Origin of the sequence: Bacillus sp. SJZ110 (assembly GCF_006715455.1) — a bacterium.
In the GTDB taxonomy this organism is placed as follows: domain Bacteria; phylum Bacillota; class Bacilli; order Bacillales; family Bacillaceae; genus Bacillus; species Bacillus subtilis.
The window spans coordinates 153779-170103 of the sequence record NZ_VFNF01000004.1; the positions used below are offsets into that span (position 1 = coordinate 153779).

A 16325-nucleotide genomic window follows, 5' to 3' on the forward strand; every position below is an offset into this window, starting at 1 on the left:
ATATGAACTGGTACTTCTATCATAACATAGGGGGCGCTTTGAGTGTACAATCCAAGAGAAATAAACATCAAAAAAGACTTCACTATTCAGCAGAAAATTGATCCAGGGAAGGTTCAGATCATTGTTTTAGATGGGAATCAAGGTACAGCCCATGTCTTAGATGCTCCGGAGCACGGTAAAACTGTTATTCAAACTGTAAAGGGCAACTTTGCGCGGGTTGATCATGAGATAGGGTTTAAGGTGAGGGGATAAATTAAGGAAACATTACTATTAACATAAATAAGCATGAAACTGGTTGTAAGTGAACAGTTAACCGGTTAGAAGTTGGGATTATTAGAACTCTGTATGTTTTTATAATTGAATATAAATAAAAGCCTCTATAAAGAGGCTCTTAGATCCTATTTTCTAACTGTAACATAAAGGGCTCCTAATAAAGCACCGTTTGATTTATACATCCAAACTTCTGCTTTATTACTACCTGAGTCTTTCAAACCTATAATTTCACGACCAGATACTTCGACATACTGAGACCCTTTAACAACGACAGCCCAAGAAGCATTATCATCAATTGGATAAGATTTGCCTACGTTAATAGTTACGCTTCTAGCCATCGTTTTAAAAGGGGCATCTTCTGATAATGAATTCAAATGCAGGGGGTGATTAGATTGAACTGGTTCTTGAGCAGATGCTATACCACCAATAGAGAAGGATAAAGCAGAGACCGCAAGCAGGGATGCTACAGATTTTCTTAATTTCATTCTGAAACACTCCTTTAATTTTTTTGTATTGCATTAGAATAGTTCACCATTAGTTAAGTTTTTCCTTGTAAATAAATGTTAACTATTTGTGAAATAAGAGTTGATTTAATAATCAACTCTGTTACCCAATGCGTTTTATTGGATGCATTGAAGAAGAATTTACAGGTTGCTAAAATTAAGGAAGATTAAGAAGAAGAAGGTGACTATTGATGAATTTGGGAGAAAGTCTTAACAAATTATTGAGTTCTTTTGGGATACCCACTGTTGTTATTTCAATAGTGTTCTTAGTAATAAACATTTTTAAAGTATTCCAACCAATTACTTTATTATCTTCGAACATATTTGAACAGAAGCTATTCTCCAAAGAAAGATTGTTTTTTGTGAAGTTTTGTAAGTATTTACTGTATGCTTTAGCTTGGATGTGTATTTTTTATTCAATATCAGAGACTCTAAGAGACAAACTAAAATGGGATTATAACGAAGTGGTGTCTATCTGTTCACAAATAATATTGGGAGGAATATTCCTATTTCTTGTAATTGTTAATGAAATTCAAAATCCAAATCGTTGGTTTTTTAAATTGAAATCAAAAAAACTATTTAAAATTATAATTGTGACTATATATTTAACTTCTTTATTCACTTTTTATATTCAATTTTATTTGCTGATAGCATTCCCTCAGTTTAAAGATTTGGGAATGTTAATTGCAGTAATAATTATGTTTTTTGTCCTTTGTTCGGCAATTCCTTTCATATCTATTCCTGTATTAAGATTGATTAATTGGACTACTAAAAAAACTGTGTATATAAGAGATGAAAATAATAAGAAATGGTTTATCTTATATCCAATAAACAAGGAAATCATTTTATTGGGGGATGATAGCGATCCTAAAATGTGCAAAAAAACTAAGATGAAAAAACTAGAAGATTTGTATAACGAGCCAATTTTACTAAAAGTTAAAGATAACTAAGTCCAAGACGGAGAGCCTGCGGACACTGAACTACAGCACTTACGCTGTTGGTTTGGTGTCTGTTTTTTATTTGAAAAAGGAGGACACAATCATGAATCGAAAAGATATTGAAAATCTAATCAATAGCTATCACTGGATGGTGAAAGAGGTTCGTCGTTTGCAGAGGGTACTCTATGGTTCAGTAATTCCAATGAAAAATTGGTGTGTTGCTCAATATGGATTAGAAGCTGCTATGCCAAAAGGAAGTCCTGGGAAGAGTCAGGCTGAGCTAAGGCAAATGGATATGAGAGAGGAACGTCTTTTCAAACGTCTTAAGTATTATGAGGAACGGGTATATGCAGTGGAGCTAGGTGCCGAAAAGATACAAGGAGAGCAGCATAAAGTCATTTATGATTGCATGATGGAGGGGATGAGTTACCGTGCTATTGGTCTTCATCTTGGTATTTCACGGGAAACTGTACGCAAAATGAAAGACGAGTTGATCAGCCAATTATGCCAAGATTGCCACTTTGAGCGTTTGTTGAATCTGAAAAAATCTGTGGTGTAAAATGGGAGGCAGGTCGGCGCGGTGAATTATTCCTGCGTCACCACCAATTCTATACAACGAATAAAACCTCCGAACGATAAGCAGGGGGTTAACTCGATCGGGAGGTCTTACATAGTAAATCGGGTGATAAAACAGCAGCAGTATTCCGTGAAAATTAATATCCCCGACCAATAGTGGGTTTTATTCAACAGTTTCGTTCGACAAATTCTGCAAAAGGTTCTTTGTCAAAAATTTCTTGCCGATATTAAGGTAGGAGGTGAAAGCATGACAAGAACAATTAATGTCAATCAACAACATTTGTTAGAACAATTGGCAGGCGGATCGGTAAACCGTCAATGCACAATAGAAGCTCTAATTGATATTCTCATCGATAAAAAGGTGTTTACTGAAGAAGAATTCGTTAAATATCAAATGCATCATTTACAACAGTCAGCAGATGAGCATTCTGCGGAGCTTTTAGGTATCAGTAAAGAAGATTATATAAAGAGCAGAAAATAATTAGCCGTCCTATAAGAGAGCTTTTTATACGATTAATTCCCATAAAGTTTCCAATGTGATCTGTTTTTCACCGATAATAGTTTGGAGATGAGATGAAAACATGAGTTTTGAAACTAAATATTTAATAAGGTGGGGCATACCTGGATGGATGTTATTATTTTGGATAGGTGCATTTTTTGTTTTAACTGAATTAGATTATCTAACAGCTCATATAAAATTTTCAGATATCGGAAAATTAGTGGGGGTTTTTATTTCTCTAGGAGTATTTGGGGTAGTAATCGGTTACATAATTCATCATTTATATTTCGTAGCAAATTGGATATTTAATAAAAATCGGATTTTTGATAATGCGATTGAGAGGGTTTGTAACTTTCCCTATCCAAATAATTGGAATGAAAATAATAAGGAAGATTATTTTTATTTTGAGTTTATATGGCATAAAAATTTACTGGGAATCGATGAAGAAAAAAGAAATTATATTGTTGAGCGGTATAGATATCTATTATCTACAATCCATGCATTAGGAACTGTTTTTGTAAGTCATTTTTTAGCTGCTTTATTTACAATAATTGCCGGATTATGGAAATATGGTCTATCATCATTTCCACTTAGAATTGAAGTTATGTTAGGTATACAGCTTGTCATTGTTTTAATTGTTGTTTCAAGCTTTAAATACTATTCAGCAAACTTAAACTATTTCCAAGGAAGTTTTTTAGACAAAATGATAAAAGAAGAACTTTAGTGCCCTCTTTAGGGTACATTTTTTATTCCCTGCAGATATGATTAAGACAATGGGGCATGAATTTAAGTGAGTATATAAAAATATGTAAAAATTGTTTTATTGTTGTATTATAATGATTTCAAAAGGGGGAATATTATGAAAGAAGCAATTATTAATTACATACCAGAATTGATTGGAGGTAGTATAATTGCTGTACTAAGTTATTGGTTGACGAGTAGAAGTGAGAAAGCAAGGGCTAGGCAACAATTAGAAAATCAAGAAAAATTATTTGAAAATGAAAAAGAGAAAATCAAACTTGAGTACGATGGCAAGCTGAGAGAACAGGAATTAAGATTAAATCATGAGAAGGATCTGTTAGAACAACAGTACCAACAAGAGATAGAAAAATATAATATGCAAACATTAGATCAACAATTAGATAACATTTTTACCGGTGAGTATGATGTGAATAAAATTAGTGAACAAGTAGAAGGGTTAGGAGAGGTACTTGAACAATTAGAGAAGTTGGATAAGATAGCGAAAAGTGGAACTTTTAAAAATTCTAATCATCCGGCTGACAAAAGATAAACACTATCCTATTAAACATTTTGTTGATTACGTCTTTCTAATCGGGAAGGCGTTTTTTATGTTTTCAATAGACTGTTTCAAATCATAGGATAGAAAATTTTTTGCTGGATTAATAACTTGGTGTCAGTTTTTAGATAGAATATCTTTTCCAAAACAACTCAATTCAAAGGAGGCGGCGGTGGATGTAGATGGCTGAAAAGCACATTCAAGCGCATAAAGACTACCTCAAAGGTATGAAATACAAGGACCTTGCTGAGAGATACGGGGTGTCTGTTAACACAATCAAATCGTGGAAACAGCGGCATGGTTGGCAAAGAAAAAAGGGTGCACCTCCCAGGAAAAGTGTGCACACAAAAAAAGTAGGTGCACCACTCGGTAACAAAAATGCTTTAGGGAATAAGGGCGGCGCACCACAGAGAAATCAAAACGCTATGACTCATGGATTCTTCTCGAAATTCTTGCCAGAAGAAACTCTCTCCATCATGGAAGAGATTCAGGAATGCTCACCTGTCGATATGATATGGGACCAAATACAAATCCAATATGCTGCAATAATAAGGGCCCAAAAACTCATGTTTGTTTCTGATAAGGAAGAAATGATTAAGGAACTGAAAAAGAAAAAATCGGTTTTATCTGAGACAAACGAAGTCGAAGAGGAAGAATACGAATTCCAATTTTCTTGGGATCGTCATGCAACGTTCTTAAATGCTCAATCACGGGCAATGGCGGAGCTCAGGAACCTTATAAAACAGTTTGATGAGTTAGCTCATGTAGAAGACGAACGACGCCTTAAATTGGAGCATATGCGTTTAAATATCAACAAGAAAAAATTAGAAATCGAAGAACTTACAGAAGAAGATAAACCTTTTGAAATCACCATTGTGAACAAAGGTGATGACAGTGATTAAACAAGTAAATCCTCATTTTAAAGAATTTCTCTTTGACTGGAATCAAAAGTTTCAGTTCTTAGTAGGTGGTTATGGATCATCCAAAAGTTATCATGTGGCACTCAAGATTATTCTGAAATTGCTTAAAGAAAAACGGACTGCACTTGTTATCAGAGAGGTGTACGACACACATAGGGATTCAACATTTTCTCTTTTTGATGAACTTGTAAGTGATCTGAAATTAGGTCAAATTGTTAGGTGCGTATCATCTCCAATGCAGATTCGTTTTTCAAATGGCAGCAGAATCATCTTTAAAGGGATGGATAAGCCAGCCAAACTGAAATCAATCAATAATATTTCGCTCATTTGGATTGAGGAATGTTCTGAAGTGAAGTATGAGGGATTCAAGGAGCTTCTAGGACGTCTTCGTCACCCGACTTTGCCGCTTCACATGATATTATCAACAAATCCAGTTGGAGAGGACAATTGGACTTTTAAACATTTCTTTAAAGACGATCGAGAGAAGCGATTTGTACTGGATGATAAGGAACTTTATGAAAAGCGGATAATTGTTAGCAACGACACCTATTATCATCACTCAACGGCAGATGATAATCTTTTTCTGCCAGAAAGCTATGTCCAGCAACTTGAAGAATTGAAGGAATATGACCCTGACCTTTACCGAATTGCTCGGAAAGGTCATTTTGGCGTGAATGGAATTCGGGTACTACCGCAGTTTGAAGAATGGCCTCATGAAGAGGTTTTGAAGGCTATCACAGATATTAACCGCCCGCTTAGACGAGTTGGCATGGACTTTGGTTTTGTGGAGTCGTATAACGCTGTTGTTAGGGTTGCTGTGGATCATGAAAAGAAATATCTCTATATCTACTGGGAGTATTACAAAAATGGACTAACGGACGATAAGACGGCCGAAGAACTCAAGGAATTTGCAGAGACTAAGGAATTAATCAAAGCGGATTCTGCGGAGCCTAAGACAATCCGATATTTTCAGCAACACGGTTTCAATATGGTGGGTGCCCGTAAGTATCAGGGTTCACGCCTCCAATACACAAAGAAGGTCAAACGATTCAGGAAGATCATTTGCTCTGATCGTTGCGAGAACACGATTTATGAGCTTAAGCCGCTCACTTATGCTACTGATAAGCTGGGGAACATCATAGAAGACGAGTTTACTATAGACCCGCATACACTATCAGCTATCTGGTACGCTCTCGATGATTATGAGGTAACTGATTTGAAAGAAGAATCTAAAGAGAGACCGCAAAGATTAAGACCAGGAAGGAGGTAAAGCATGTCAAAACAATCTGTTAAAGCGCAAGTAATCAAAGCTTCTCCACCTACTGAATCAACGAAACAAATTTATGAAGATGAATTTGCTGACAGCTATGACAGCAATATTTTGCCTCCTCCGTATAACCTAAAGGAATTAAAAATGATTGCTGAGTATTCAACAATCTTACAGCAATGTGTTGATGCCTACAGGACAAATATTGTGGGCTTTGGATTTGATTTTGAGTATTCGTTTGATGTAAATTCTCCAGATGTGACAAACAATGAAAAAACAGAAGCTGAAAGTGAATGGACAAAGCTTGAAGAGTTCGTTAAATATCTTCACTTTGATGAGTCAGCTGAGACTTTACTCGGCTTTGTTATTGAAGACCGAGAAAAGACCGGTAATGGATTTATTGAGGTTATCCGAAACGGTGAAAATAAGCCAGCCGGCATTGAATACATGGATGTTCAAAATGTACGAGTTTGCAAACTGTCTGAACCAATCGAAGTTGATTTTACATACTTCGAACAAGGACAAATGAAATCAATCAAAAGAGAAAAACGATTTCGTAAGTATGTTCAGATGATTGACGGCCGTATGGTTTACTTTAAGGAGTATGGTGACCCTCGTACTTTAAATCTGGAGACAGGTCAATATGATGAGCAGACTCCATTCGAGAAACGAGCTAATGAAGTGGTGCATTTCAAAATAGGAAGCGGTACTTATGGAAAACCACGATGGATTGGCCATATTGTTAATCTGTATGGAGCTCGTAAAGCAGAAGAGCTGAACTTCATGTATTTCAAACAAGGAAGACATATTCCCGCTGCCATTACAATTGAAAACGGAATGTTGTCAGAGGATTCATACACACAATTGCAGGATTACATGAATGGGCTTGAAGGAGTGGAGAACGCACATAAGTTTCTTTTACTTGAAGCGGAAGGCATAGCGAAGGGGAAAAACATTCATGGTGATGAAGAGATTGCTCCCGTGAAAGTCGATATTAAATCACTTGCTGAGATCCTTCAAGAAGATGCCTTGTTTCTTGAATATGACCAAAAGAGCCGAGACAAAATTAGATCGGCTTTTCGTTTGCCTCCACTTTATACAGGTGAAGCTCAAGATTACAACAGAGCGACTGCAGATACAGCAAGGAAGATTACTGAGGAACAAGTCTTTCAGCCAGAAAGAAAATTAATCACAGGTAAACTAAATGCTTTATTTCTAAATGACCTTGAAATTCATAAGGTTCGTCTTATGTTGAAAGGGCCAGACTTTAGAGATCCTTTAGAAATTGCTAAGGTTCTAACACCGTTTATAACAGCAGGTGCAGTTTCTCCGAATGACCTACGTGATTTGGCTGGAAGGGTACTCGGTAAGACACTTGAAGAATGGCCAGAAGAAGAATACAACAGGCCGCTTGATAAAACTAACGAGTCGTCCGCTTCCGATCCTTTGGCTGCGCTGTTTAAATCTAAGAATGGTACTCCTGATATGATCGGGTTATTAAAAGATATGCGGGATGTTCTGGAGGATTTGAAGAGATGAACAAAACGGATAAGCTATTGGACAGTCTGAACGCATTTATTCAAAAAGCCGAGGAAAATCAGTATAAGCAATTGGGGGAGATGGTACCTGACTTTCCTGGCAAATCTAATATACCCAAGTATGTGGAGGAATATGAAAAAGGCATCGCTAGATTACTCAGGTGCCAGCGTAAAAAGTTTGTAGATGGTCTGAATAGTTTTATAAGCAAAGACTCAAAAGAAACGTTAGAAGCCCTTTTGGTGTTTTTTACTCAGAACCTTTTTGCGGAGGATGATTTCGAGGAGGAATTTCAGGAACTGACCGAGGGATTCCTGCAGCAGACCATTGAAGAACTAGCCGAAGTGATCATGGATTCATTGGATCCGGAAGTGCCGTTCAAAGCTTTATCAACCAGGGTAGCGGATTGGATCAAAGGTTGGTCTGAAAAGCTGGCTGAGATCATGAAGTTAAACACTCATGAAGCTGTGGAAAACGTGTTGACGGCTGCTATTGAAAACGGGTCATCCATTCAAGACATTGAATTGACTCTCAAAGACATGCCTCAATTTGATAGGGAACGGGCTCGCAAAACAGCCATAACTGAAGTGCTTGCCGCTTCCTCTGCTGCTCAGCATGAATCATATGCGCAATCGCCGGCAGTAAAGAAAAAGAAATGGCGGCACAGCGGAGGAAAGAAAAACAACCCACGCGAGAATCATATCGACCTAGACGGCACAGTCATTGGAGTAGATGAAGAATTTCAGATACCAGGTAGTGGCGAGACCTGCATGTTTCCGCGAGATCCTAAACTATCGGCAGGGGAGCGGGTAAATTGCCATTGTGTTCTATCGCCTGTGATAGATAACGAGATTTTGGGGTTGTCAGCAGATGAAAAAGAAGAGATTCGAAGAGAAGTCTTAGCAAATATGGAATAAAGTAGTATAATTACCTCGTTACTACAAAACGGGAGGTGAAGCAGTTGAATTATTATAGTCAGATCGCAAAGGTTTTTGAAGAAATGGAGAAGAGAAATAGAGAACTTCTTAAGGCTACCAGTATGTCTTCACAGATTCATTCTCTCCACCGAACATTAAATTTACCAAGACAAAGATTTGAGTCGCTAATGGCGCAACAAAAAGCTTTAACAAAGATGGTTCATACTAACCCCGCCGCCAGAATTCAACGAGTTATGAAGGCTGCATCTGCTGCATCTTCTGTTAGAGCAATGAGGTTTCCGACATTTCCTAAAATCAACTTGCGATTGCCAAAGATTATAATTGATTATTCAAGAATTGAAAAAATTACATATCACAACTCTCGTCATGGATGGACTTTAACCGAAGAAATTCCAATACATTTTTATCTTGATGATGATTTCCTAGAATACAATCAAGAGGAATTAGATAATACCTTTGTGTCATATTATGAAAAAGATAACTATAAGCAACTTGATGGGCTAAAAGAAGTCTTATTGGAGGGTCTAGGTGATAGATGGAAGGAACTTATTGATCATTCGTTTGAATTATATAAGAAAGGTGGATTTAGGATATCAGTCCCTGCACTCATCACAATTATTGAAGGTGAAATTAGCGAGTTAACGGAGAGTTTAAAAGTCGGGATGAAATTGATGAGTGAATTTAAAGACAAGATTGATGAGAGTGATAAATACTTAGCAATTGCATCGTATTCTATTTTTTATTTTTTTGAGGACAAGCTTTTCAAAACTCATTTTTTTGATAAAGAAAGACAACCTATGATTAATAGAAACTGGATACTTCATGGTCGGGATAATCCTCAACACTGGGGAAAAGCGGACGTCTTGAGACTCCTAAATACTTTAGCCACGATACAGTTTATAAAAACAATGAAATTTAAAGAAGTGGAAAAAGTGTAAATGTGTGTTTCATTTAACTCTACACCTGCTTAGGAGCTCTAGGTGAGCTGAGGGCTGATAAAGGGACGTCCTATTTAGCACTTGTAACGCCATTAAATTTTTAGTGGCGTTTTAATATTTGAAAGGAGGTGAACAACATGCCAAGAGAATTGGTGAACGCAAAAATCACACATGTTTCTTACGTGGATAAGGCTGCTAATCAAAAGCAGTTCTTTTTTATGAAATCAGATAAACAGCCTGACTTTCAAAAGGAGGTCAAGGTTCTTGCAAAAGAAGCAGGCGAGGAAAAACTCGTTTACGGTATTGTTTATGAACCTGACACAGTGGACGCCCACGGGGATTTCATGACAGCTACAGAAATCGAAAAGGCCGCTCATGGATTCCTGAAAGATGCTCGTCAAATCGACAAGCAGCATGATTTTCATGGTGGTGTTGGTGAGGTGGTTGAATCCTATGTCGCACCTGCAGACTTTGAAATGAATGGAGAAACCATCAAAAAAGGCTCATGGATCCTCGTTACAAAGGCTTCCGAAGAAGTATGGGAGCAAATCAAAAAAGGCGAAATTACCGGTTATTCAATGGCTGGTACCGCCGAGACAATTGAAAAGCAAGAAGAAAAGCCCGTTTCTCAAGTGAAAACAGATGAGAAAGGGCTTTTTAATTTGCTCAAAAACTTTTTTATGGGAAAGCATCAGCCGTCATACCATGAGCCAGTTGAAAAGGCGGGCAGAAAGTTTTCCGCTTCAAACCTACAAGAAATTAAAAATGCTCATACTGCTCTCGGTAACTTGCTGAGTCAGGTTGAGACAGAAGAGGAGGAAAAAGAAATGACTTCGGAGGAAGTAACAAAATCAATTCAAGCCGCATTAGAGCCAATTGAGAAGCGGCTGACAGATATAGAAAAAGAAGTAGATCCTAAAAAGAAAGGTAAAGAAAAAACAGAAGAAGAGGTTGAAAAAGAGGGCGAGAAGTTGAAAAAGGCAATATCAGAAGCTGTTCAACCGCTCGTTGATCGAATTGAAGCAATCGAAAAAAAACGTGGAACATCTAAGCAAACCGAAGAATCGGGTTCTGAACAAGTTCAAAAATCAATCTGGTCAGGGTTGTTTTAATGGATAAGGAGGATACGAATGAGAAATCAAGAGGTTATTAATAAAGCAGAAATGACGCTTTCTACTTTAGAGAGCGGCGGGATTATGAACCCTACTCAAGCTTCAACTTTTATTCGAATGGTTCAAGATACGCCAACTATTTTAAGAGATGCGCGTGTTATTCAAATGGACCATGACACACAGAAAATCGAGAAGATCGGTTTTGGTCAGCGTATTTTAAGGGCAGCCCAAGAAGGAGTTGCGTTAACTAAAGATCAAAAATCAGTTCCATCAACTAGCACAGTTAACTTAAGCACAAAAGAAGTTATTGCTGAAGTTAACATCACTTATGACACACTTGAAAACAACATCGAAAAAGATGGCCTTCAAAATACAATCATGCAAATGATAGCTGAACGTGCTGCGGTTGATATTGAAGAGTTGCTTGTAAATGGGGATACATCTTCGTCCGACTCATATCTTGCACAATTAGATGGCATCAGAAAACAAGCTACATCTCATATTGTCGATGCTGCAGGTGAGGAACTGACACGCCAAACATTTAAACGAGGATACAAAGCTGTACCTCCTAAATATTTGCGAATTCCGCAGGAGTTCCGTTTCTATACATCGCCTGGTATTGAGGTTGAATGGAAAGATCGTGTAGCGGATCGTCAAACGAACTTAGGGGATGCAGCTGTTCAAGGTGGTCTTTCTTCTGCGTTTGGTGTTCCGGTCAAAGGTATTGCAAATTTACAGCCTTATACGATTGGAGAGGGAGATACTGCAGCCGATGTTTCTGATATCATCCTAACTCATCCGAAGAATATTATTCTCGGATTCTCTCGTAACATTCGAATTGAAGTAGATAAGGACATTCGTCGCCGTATGTTTATCATTGTTTTGACAGCGAAATTGGATAGTGTTTTTGAAGAAGAGGACGCCGTAGCCAAGATCGTGAAAGTGAAGGAGTAGGTGGTCTGGCGTGTATACTGCAAAGCTTATTAAAGGCAAAACGTACAATGTTATGGGAATAACCTTTCGAGCAGGTGTCAGTCAAACAGTATCGAAAAAGCTCTATGAGTATTTAAATGAAAATCCATATTTTGTGCTGGGTAAAGATCTTAAGAATCAAAAGGCTGATCCGATAAATTATACTGAATCGGAATTGAAAGGTATGAATAAAGCAGAGCATGAATCCATTATTTCTAATCTTGGTGGCAATCCGTCTGACTTCAAAAACGCAGATGAAAGAATTGCCTACATCCTTAAGCAAATAGATAACAAAGGGGAGTGACCTCATGTTGTTAATCACTCCCGATGAATTAAAGAGTTATTCGGTTTTTGAGTCTGTAAAGACCAGACCTGACGAGTTGTTAAAACAAGATATACTTGAGGCAACTGCAGATATCATTCTTAAAGTTGGACATGATTTTTCAGATGCAGAGTATATTCCTTTGCCTGAAACGGTTCGACTGGCCCTATTAAAGTTGTCTCAGTTTTATGCTCTTATAAATGGCGACGAGTCAATTATTAAAGGATATACAACTGAAAAAATTGGTGATTATTCTTATACTCTAGGGGATGGCAATTCTCTTCAAAAACCTGATGTGTATGCATTAATAAAAGATTATGTAAAACCGGGTGACCCTGATTTAGAAGGGGTTGAAGCGAAAGTGCGGATGAGATCAATATGAGTTATCGATCTTTACTGACTCACAGATGTGACATTTACCATCTGCAGGAGAAAAAAGAAAATAGAAAGCAAAAATTCGGGGTGCCGGTTGAAGATGTTCAACCGGTTTTTTCGTACCCTGATGAGCCGGACATAGAAAATCAGCCGTGTTATTTTACAGAAAAGAGTCAGTCCATTATCCAACAGGAACCGAATGTAGCTATTTATCAATCATTCCTTGTGCATTTCCCTGCTACTGCTGATATTCGAGTAAATGACAGGGCGGTTTGGGATGGGACTGCTTATAAATTACAGAAGCCCCGCAAAATCAGGAATCATCATTGGGAAGTGACGGCAGTACGGGAGGTTGAATATCTGTGAAGATAAAAGGTCTTGATCAGTTCATTCAATCATTAAACCGTGCTTCTCGTGGAGGATTGAAAGGGAAGTACGAGGAGTGGCTTGAAGCTATGGGTTTTGAGTTCCTAGACATTATCCAAGATGAAATTATCAGGACGAAGACGGTAGACACACGCCGCTTGCTTAATTCCTTTCAGATAGGTGATCAGGATAATATCTTTTCGATGACAAAAGGCAGCTTAAAGTTGGATGTTGGAACAAATCTGGAATACGCCTCATACGTCAATGACGGGCACTTTACGATCGATCCGTCTAAAAATCAGGATAGACGGTGGGTTCCAGGGCGGTGGAAAGGTGACCGTTTCGAATATGACCCTGCCGAAAGAAATTCCGGTATGCTGCTGAAGTTCCAATGGATAGACGGTTCTGGGTTTTGGGATAACGCCATGGCTATTTTTCAGTTGATGTTTGAGAGAAGCCTAGAGCGGAAGCTGCAGCAATGGATTGATGAAGAATTTTAAGGCGGTGATGCCATGAATCAAGAGGTAGGTTCAATTATGAGCTATCTATACAAACTGTATCCTGTTCAAGTGTATGAAGAAGAAATACCGCAGGACTTTGCTGTTCCGTCCCTTTACTTTCCACCGGCTTCCACGGTCGATGGGGGGGATACAGTATCCACGTTTCAGAAAGCCTATGTTTTAAACGTAAAACTCTTTCACGAAAATGCACAGAAGGCTCATAACGAAGCGGAACGAATTGCGGATACACTTAGAAGCAATAGGGGCATAATTCCGCTCATGCAGGAATCTGGCGAGGATACGGGGGATTTTATTCGGCTATCTCGAATAGAAACACGGGTGTCAGACGATTACGCGACCATTGTCTTAAACTGGACGAGCCGCTATTGGTATGAGCGGGAAGAACAGCGTTCATTGGATGGTTTTAAATTTAAAAGTGGGGTGAAATGATGGCCACTAAAAAAGAGAAAGCGGAAAATGCTTTTTATATTAAGGATTTGCGAGAGCACAGTCGAGAGCTCTTTGGGGTAAAACCCGAGGTGTTTGACGGTGCTCTTTTTCATGTTCATAAAATGAGTATTACAAAATCGGAAGCGAAGAAGTTGATTTCTCAGTTTCTTCAAAAGGAGGTCAAATAGATGAACGGCGGAACTTTCACACCTGGCAAGGAAAAAGAGCGTGCCGGTATTTACTTTAACTTCAAAACGACCGCGGAAAACCGTGTTTCTGCCGGAGAACGCGGAACAGTTGCGCTGCCGATAGCATCCAGCTGGGGAGAGGTTAAGAGATTCATTTCTATTTCTTCAATCGAGGACCTTAATAAAAAAGTGGGATTGAACATTGATGATCCTTCGCTGTTGCTTTTACGTGAGGCAATGAAAAAGGCAAATACAGTCCTGCTTTATCGTCTGACGGAAGGTCTTCGTGCTTCAGCAGACATTAGCGAAGGTGTAAAGGCTACTGCTCTTTATGGCGGTACTAAAGGAAATGACATCATTATCAGCATCACGGAGAACGTTATTGACTCTTCGAAAGTTGATGTCGCTACCTACCTTGATCAGTCAGAAGTTGATAAACAAACAGTTTCTAAAGCTGAAGAGCTTAAACCAAATAACTATGTCACATTTACAGGGAAAGGGGATTTAACAGTCACTATTCCGTTAACCGGTACGGCCCCTGAAGATGTTAGCGGTGCTCTCCCTGCAACTTCCGGAATCCGCTTGTCAGGCGGGACAGACAAAACACCGACAAATGCCGATTATACAGCTTTCTTGGAAGCAGCTGAAACGGAATACTTTGACACAATCGCTTTACCTGTAGAGGATAACGAGCAATTAAAAGCAACGTTTGTTGCGTTTATCAAACGGCTGAGAGACAACCAAGGGCAAAAAGTTCAAGGTGTTCTTTCAAATTACAAGGGAGACCATGAGGGTATTATCAATGTAACTGGTGGTGTCCTACTTGAAGATGGAACGGAAATCACTCCTGAAAAAGCTACGGCTTGGGTTGCCGGCGCAAGTGCGGGGGCTACATTTAATCAATCACTTACATTTGTAGAATACGAGGGAGCTGTAGATGTCCTTAACCGAATTGACAACGACGAAATCGTTGAACGATTGTCAAAGGGGGAATTCTTGTTTACTTATGATTCTCGTGATAAATCAGTATCGGTTGAAAAAGACATTAATTCACTCACAAGCCTAACAGCAGAGAAAAATAAGATGTTCCAGAAAAACAAAATTGTCCGTGTACTTGATGCAATCAATAATGATCTGACTTCTCAATTGAAAGCATTGATCAAGTCTCGAAAAGCGAGCGGTAGTGACGTTCCTGCTACAAATGACGGACTGCAGTTTGTAAAAACGCTGATTACTCAATACTTGAGTGTTCTTCAAGATAACGGGGGCATTACTGATTTTGATTCAGAGAATGACATTACTATTGCTCTGAATAACGATCGTGACGGCTTCCTGATTGATCTCGCTGTTCAACCCGTCGATGCAGCTGAAAAATTCTACTTTAACGTTGAGGTGAAATAAGAATGGCATTAAAAGCGCAAAACACCATTTCAGGTAAAGAGGGCAGGCTGTTTCTTGATGGAGAAGAAATGGCCCATATCAAAACCTTTGAAGCCAACGTGGAGAAAAACAAATCCGAAGTCAATATCATGGGCCGCCGAATGACGGGGCATAAAACAACAGGTGCAAATGGAACAGGGACAGCCACTTTTTATAAAGTGACTTCTCAATTTGTTCTTATTATGATGGACTATGTCAAAAAGGGAAGCGATCCTTACTTCACCTTACAAGCTGTTTTGGATGACGCCTCTTCAGGTCGTGGTACTGAACGAGTCACCTTGTACGACGTGAACTTTGATTCTGCGAAAATCGCTGGGCTTGATGTGGACTCAGAAGCATTAGAGGAAGAGGTACCATTTACTTTCGAAGACTTTGATGTTCCTGAAAAGTTAAAGGATACGTTTTAAGAATAAACTGTAATACATTTCATGTAATGCATTTCAATCCTTCTTGAAAAATTCTAGGGAAACTAGTGGAATCCTAGAAAATCTAATACATTACCACTTGATAACGCTGTGATTAAGTGGTAATAATAATACAAAGACCTTTAGTATTGGTACTAACGTTAGTACCAATACTAAAGTTAGTATCAGTACTAACATCAATTAGATGTTGGTATCAATGTATTTCTTTCTTTAGAATGCATAAAATAAAAAAATACCGGAGTGCTGCAACACTCCGGCTTGTACAAATGCTGGCTCCTCATTGGAGCGCTGGCTATAGGTGTATTTAGATATGGACCTACCCTAGAAGTTTCCTAGGCCTCAAAGGGTGGTCTATTTCTTTTTGTCTATATACGTCAACAAGGCGAGAATAAACATTCCCGTTCCAAGCATTAAACTAAGCGCTTGAAAAGTCGACATAGGCATCACCCCCTTTCCAGGGGATTTAGCCAGCAGACCACCTTTGAGTTAG

The 16325-nt window shown here is 38.5% G+C and carries 23 protein-coding genes; 21 read left to right on the plus strand and 2 right to left on the minus strand.

What is annotated here, in order from left to right:
* The first annotated feature begins 42 nt into the window (after window positions 1–42).
* Entirely contained in the window at window positions 43–252 is a 210-nt protein-coding gene (locus FB592_RS13170) for an XtrA/YqaO family protein (protein WP_141949581.1), read from the plus strand.
* A 146-nt stretch (window positions 253–398) separates the two neighbouring features.
* Here FB592_RS13170 and FB592_RS13175 read toward each other — a convergent pair whose 3' ends face one another.
* On the minus strand, window positions 399–758 hold the full coding sequence (locus FB592_RS13175) for a BLB8/JUQZ-1 family protein (protein WP_105990353.1): 360 nt from the start codon (window positions 756–758) through the stop codon (window positions 399–401).
* Window positions 759–967: 209 nt separating this feature from the next.
* Between FB592_RS13175 and FB592_RS13180 the strand changes: the two genes are divergently transcribed.
* The 20 genes from FB592_RS13180 (at window position 968) to FB592_RS13275 (ending at window position 15817) form a co-directional block, all read left to right on the plus strand.
* On the plus strand, window positions 968–1726 hold the full coding sequence (locus tag FB592_RS13180; RefSeq protein WP_105990354.1) for a hypothetical protein: 759 nt from the start codon (window positions 968–970) through the stop codon (window positions 1724–1726).
* Between the two features lie 91 nt (window positions 1727–1817).
* Complete coding sequence (locus FB592_RS13185) at window positions 1818–2273, plus strand: sigma factor-like helix-turn-helix DNA-binding protein (protein ID WP_141949582.1); 456 nt, start codon at window positions 1818–1820, stop codon at window positions 2271–2273.
* A gap of 264 nt (window positions 2274–2537) precedes the next feature.
* Window positions 2538–2771 (plus strand): hypothetical protein, encoded by a 234-nt coding sequence (locus tag FB592_RS13190; protein WP_141949583.1) that lies wholly within the window; start codon window positions 2538–2540, stop codon window positions 2769–2771.
* A 100-nt stretch (window positions 2772–2871) separates the two neighbouring features.
* On the plus strand, window positions 2872–3513 hold the full coding sequence (locus tag FB592_RS13195; RefSeq protein ID WP_141949584.1) for a BA5345 family protein: 642 nt from the start codon (window positions 2872–2874) through the stop codon (window positions 3511–3513).
* Window positions 3514–3648: 135 nt separating this feature from the next.
* Window positions 3649–4080, plus strand: coding sequence for a hypothetical protein (locus FB592_RS13200; protein ID WP_141949585.1), 432 nt, complete (start codon window positions 3649–3651; stop codon window positions 4078–4080).
* A 188-nt stretch (window positions 4081–4268) separates the two neighbouring features.
* Window positions 4269–4988 (plus strand): phage terminase small subunit, encoded by a 720-nt coding sequence (gene terS / locus FB592_RS13205; RefSeq protein WP_141949586.1) that lies wholly within the window; start codon window positions 4269–4271, stop codon window positions 4986–4988.
* Window positions 4981–6276: a PBSX family phage terminase large subunit gene (locus FB592_RS13210; protein ID WP_141949587.1), complete on the plus strand. Its 1296-nt coding sequence runs from the start codon at window positions 4981–4983 to the stop codon at window positions 6274–6276. Before terS ends, FB592_RS13210 begins: the two co-directional genes overlap by 8 nt.
* 3 nt (window positions 6277–6279) lie before the next feature.
* The gene (locus tag FB592_RS13215) at window positions 6280–7812 is read left to right on the plus strand and encodes a phage portal protein (RefSeq protein WP_046663727.1); all 1533 of its coding nucleotides are present in this window, start codon (window positions 6280–6282) and stop codon (window positions 7810–7812) included.
* Window positions 7809–8726 (plus strand): phage minor head protein, encoded by a 918-nt coding sequence (locus FB592_RS13220; RefSeq protein WP_141949588.1) that lies wholly within the window; start codon window positions 7809–7811, stop codon window positions 8724–8726. Before FB592_RS13215 ends, FB592_RS13220 begins: the two co-directional genes overlap by 4 nt.
* Window positions 8727–8770: 44 nt before the next feature.
* Window positions 8771–9685: a hypothetical protein gene (locus FB592_RS13225; protein ID WP_095713361.1), complete on the plus strand. Its 915-nt coding sequence runs from the start codon at window positions 8771–8773 to the stop codon at window positions 9683–9685.
* Between the two features lie 137 nt (window positions 9686–9822).
* The gene (locus FB592_RS13230; protein ID WP_141949589.1) at window positions 9823–10797 is read left to right on the plus strand and encodes an XkdF-like putative serine protease domain-containing protein; all 975 of its coding nucleotides are present in this window, start codon (window positions 9823–9825) and stop codon (window positions 10795–10797) included.
* Between the two features lie 18 nt (window positions 10798–10815).
* Window positions 10816–11751, plus strand: a complete 936-nt coding sequence (locus tag FB592_RS13235) for a phage major capsid protein (protein WP_061573747.1) — start codon at window positions 10816–10818, stop codon at window positions 11749–11751.
* A gap of 10 nt (window positions 11752–11761) precedes the next feature.
* Window positions 11762–12073, plus strand: a complete 312-nt coding sequence (locus FB592_RS13240) for a YqbF domain-containing protein (RefSeq protein WP_119996332.1) — start codon at window positions 11762–11764, stop codon at window positions 12071–12073.
* A gap of 4 nt (window positions 12074–12077) precedes the next feature.
* The gene (yqbG, locus tag FB592_RS13245) at window positions 12078–12473 is read left to right on the plus strand and encodes a protein YqbG (RefSeq protein WP_119996334.1); all 396 of its coding nucleotides are present in this window, start codon (window positions 12078–12080) and stop codon (window positions 12471–12473) included.
* Window positions 12470–12832, plus strand: a complete 363-nt coding sequence (locus FB592_RS13250) for a YqbH/XkdH family protein (protein ID WP_017697474.1) — start codon at window positions 12470–12472, stop codon at window positions 12830–12832. Before yqbG ends, FB592_RS13250 begins: the two co-directional genes overlap by 4 nt.
* A complete protein-coding gene (locus FB592_RS13255) occupies window positions 12829–13332 on the plus strand; it encodes an HK97 gp10 family phage protein (RefSeq protein ID WP_141949590.1) in 504 nt (167 codons plus the stop codon). The genes FB592_RS13250 and FB592_RS13255 overlap by 4 nt, the downstream gene beginning before the upstream one ends.
* 12 nt (window positions 13333–13344) lie before the next feature.
* Window positions 13345–13782, plus strand: coding sequence for a phage tail terminator family protein (locus FB592_RS13260; RefSeq protein ID WP_141949591.1), 438 nt, complete (start codon window positions 13345–13347; stop codon window positions 13780–13782).
* Window positions 13779–13970, plus strand: coding sequence for a YqzN/YkzM domain-containing protein (locus FB592_RS13265; RefSeq protein ID WP_010886574.1), 192 nt, complete (start codon window positions 13779–13781; stop codon window positions 13968–13970). Before FB592_RS13260 ends, FB592_RS13265 begins: the two co-directional genes overlap by 4 nt.
* Complete coding sequence (locus tag FB592_RS13270) at window positions 13971–15371, plus strand: phage tail sheath family protein (protein WP_141949592.1); 1401 nt, start codon at window positions 13971–13973, stop codon at window positions 15369–15371.
* Between the two features lie 2 nt (window positions 15372–15373).
* Window positions 15374–15817, plus strand: coding sequence for a phage tail tube protein (locus tag FB592_RS13275; RefSeq protein ID WP_019715091.1), 444 nt, complete (start codon window positions 15374–15376; stop codon window positions 15815–15817).
* Between the two features lie 369 nt (window positions 15818–16186).
* Here FB592_RS13275 and FB592_RS21290 read toward each other — a convergent pair whose 3' ends face one another.
* Window positions 16187–16279 (minus strand): putative holin-like toxin, encoded by a 93-nt coding sequence (locus FB592_RS21290; protein ID WP_221626017.1) that lies wholly within the window; start codon window positions 16277–16279, stop codon window positions 16187–16189.
* Between the last annotated feature and the right edge of the window lie 46 nt (window positions 16280–16325).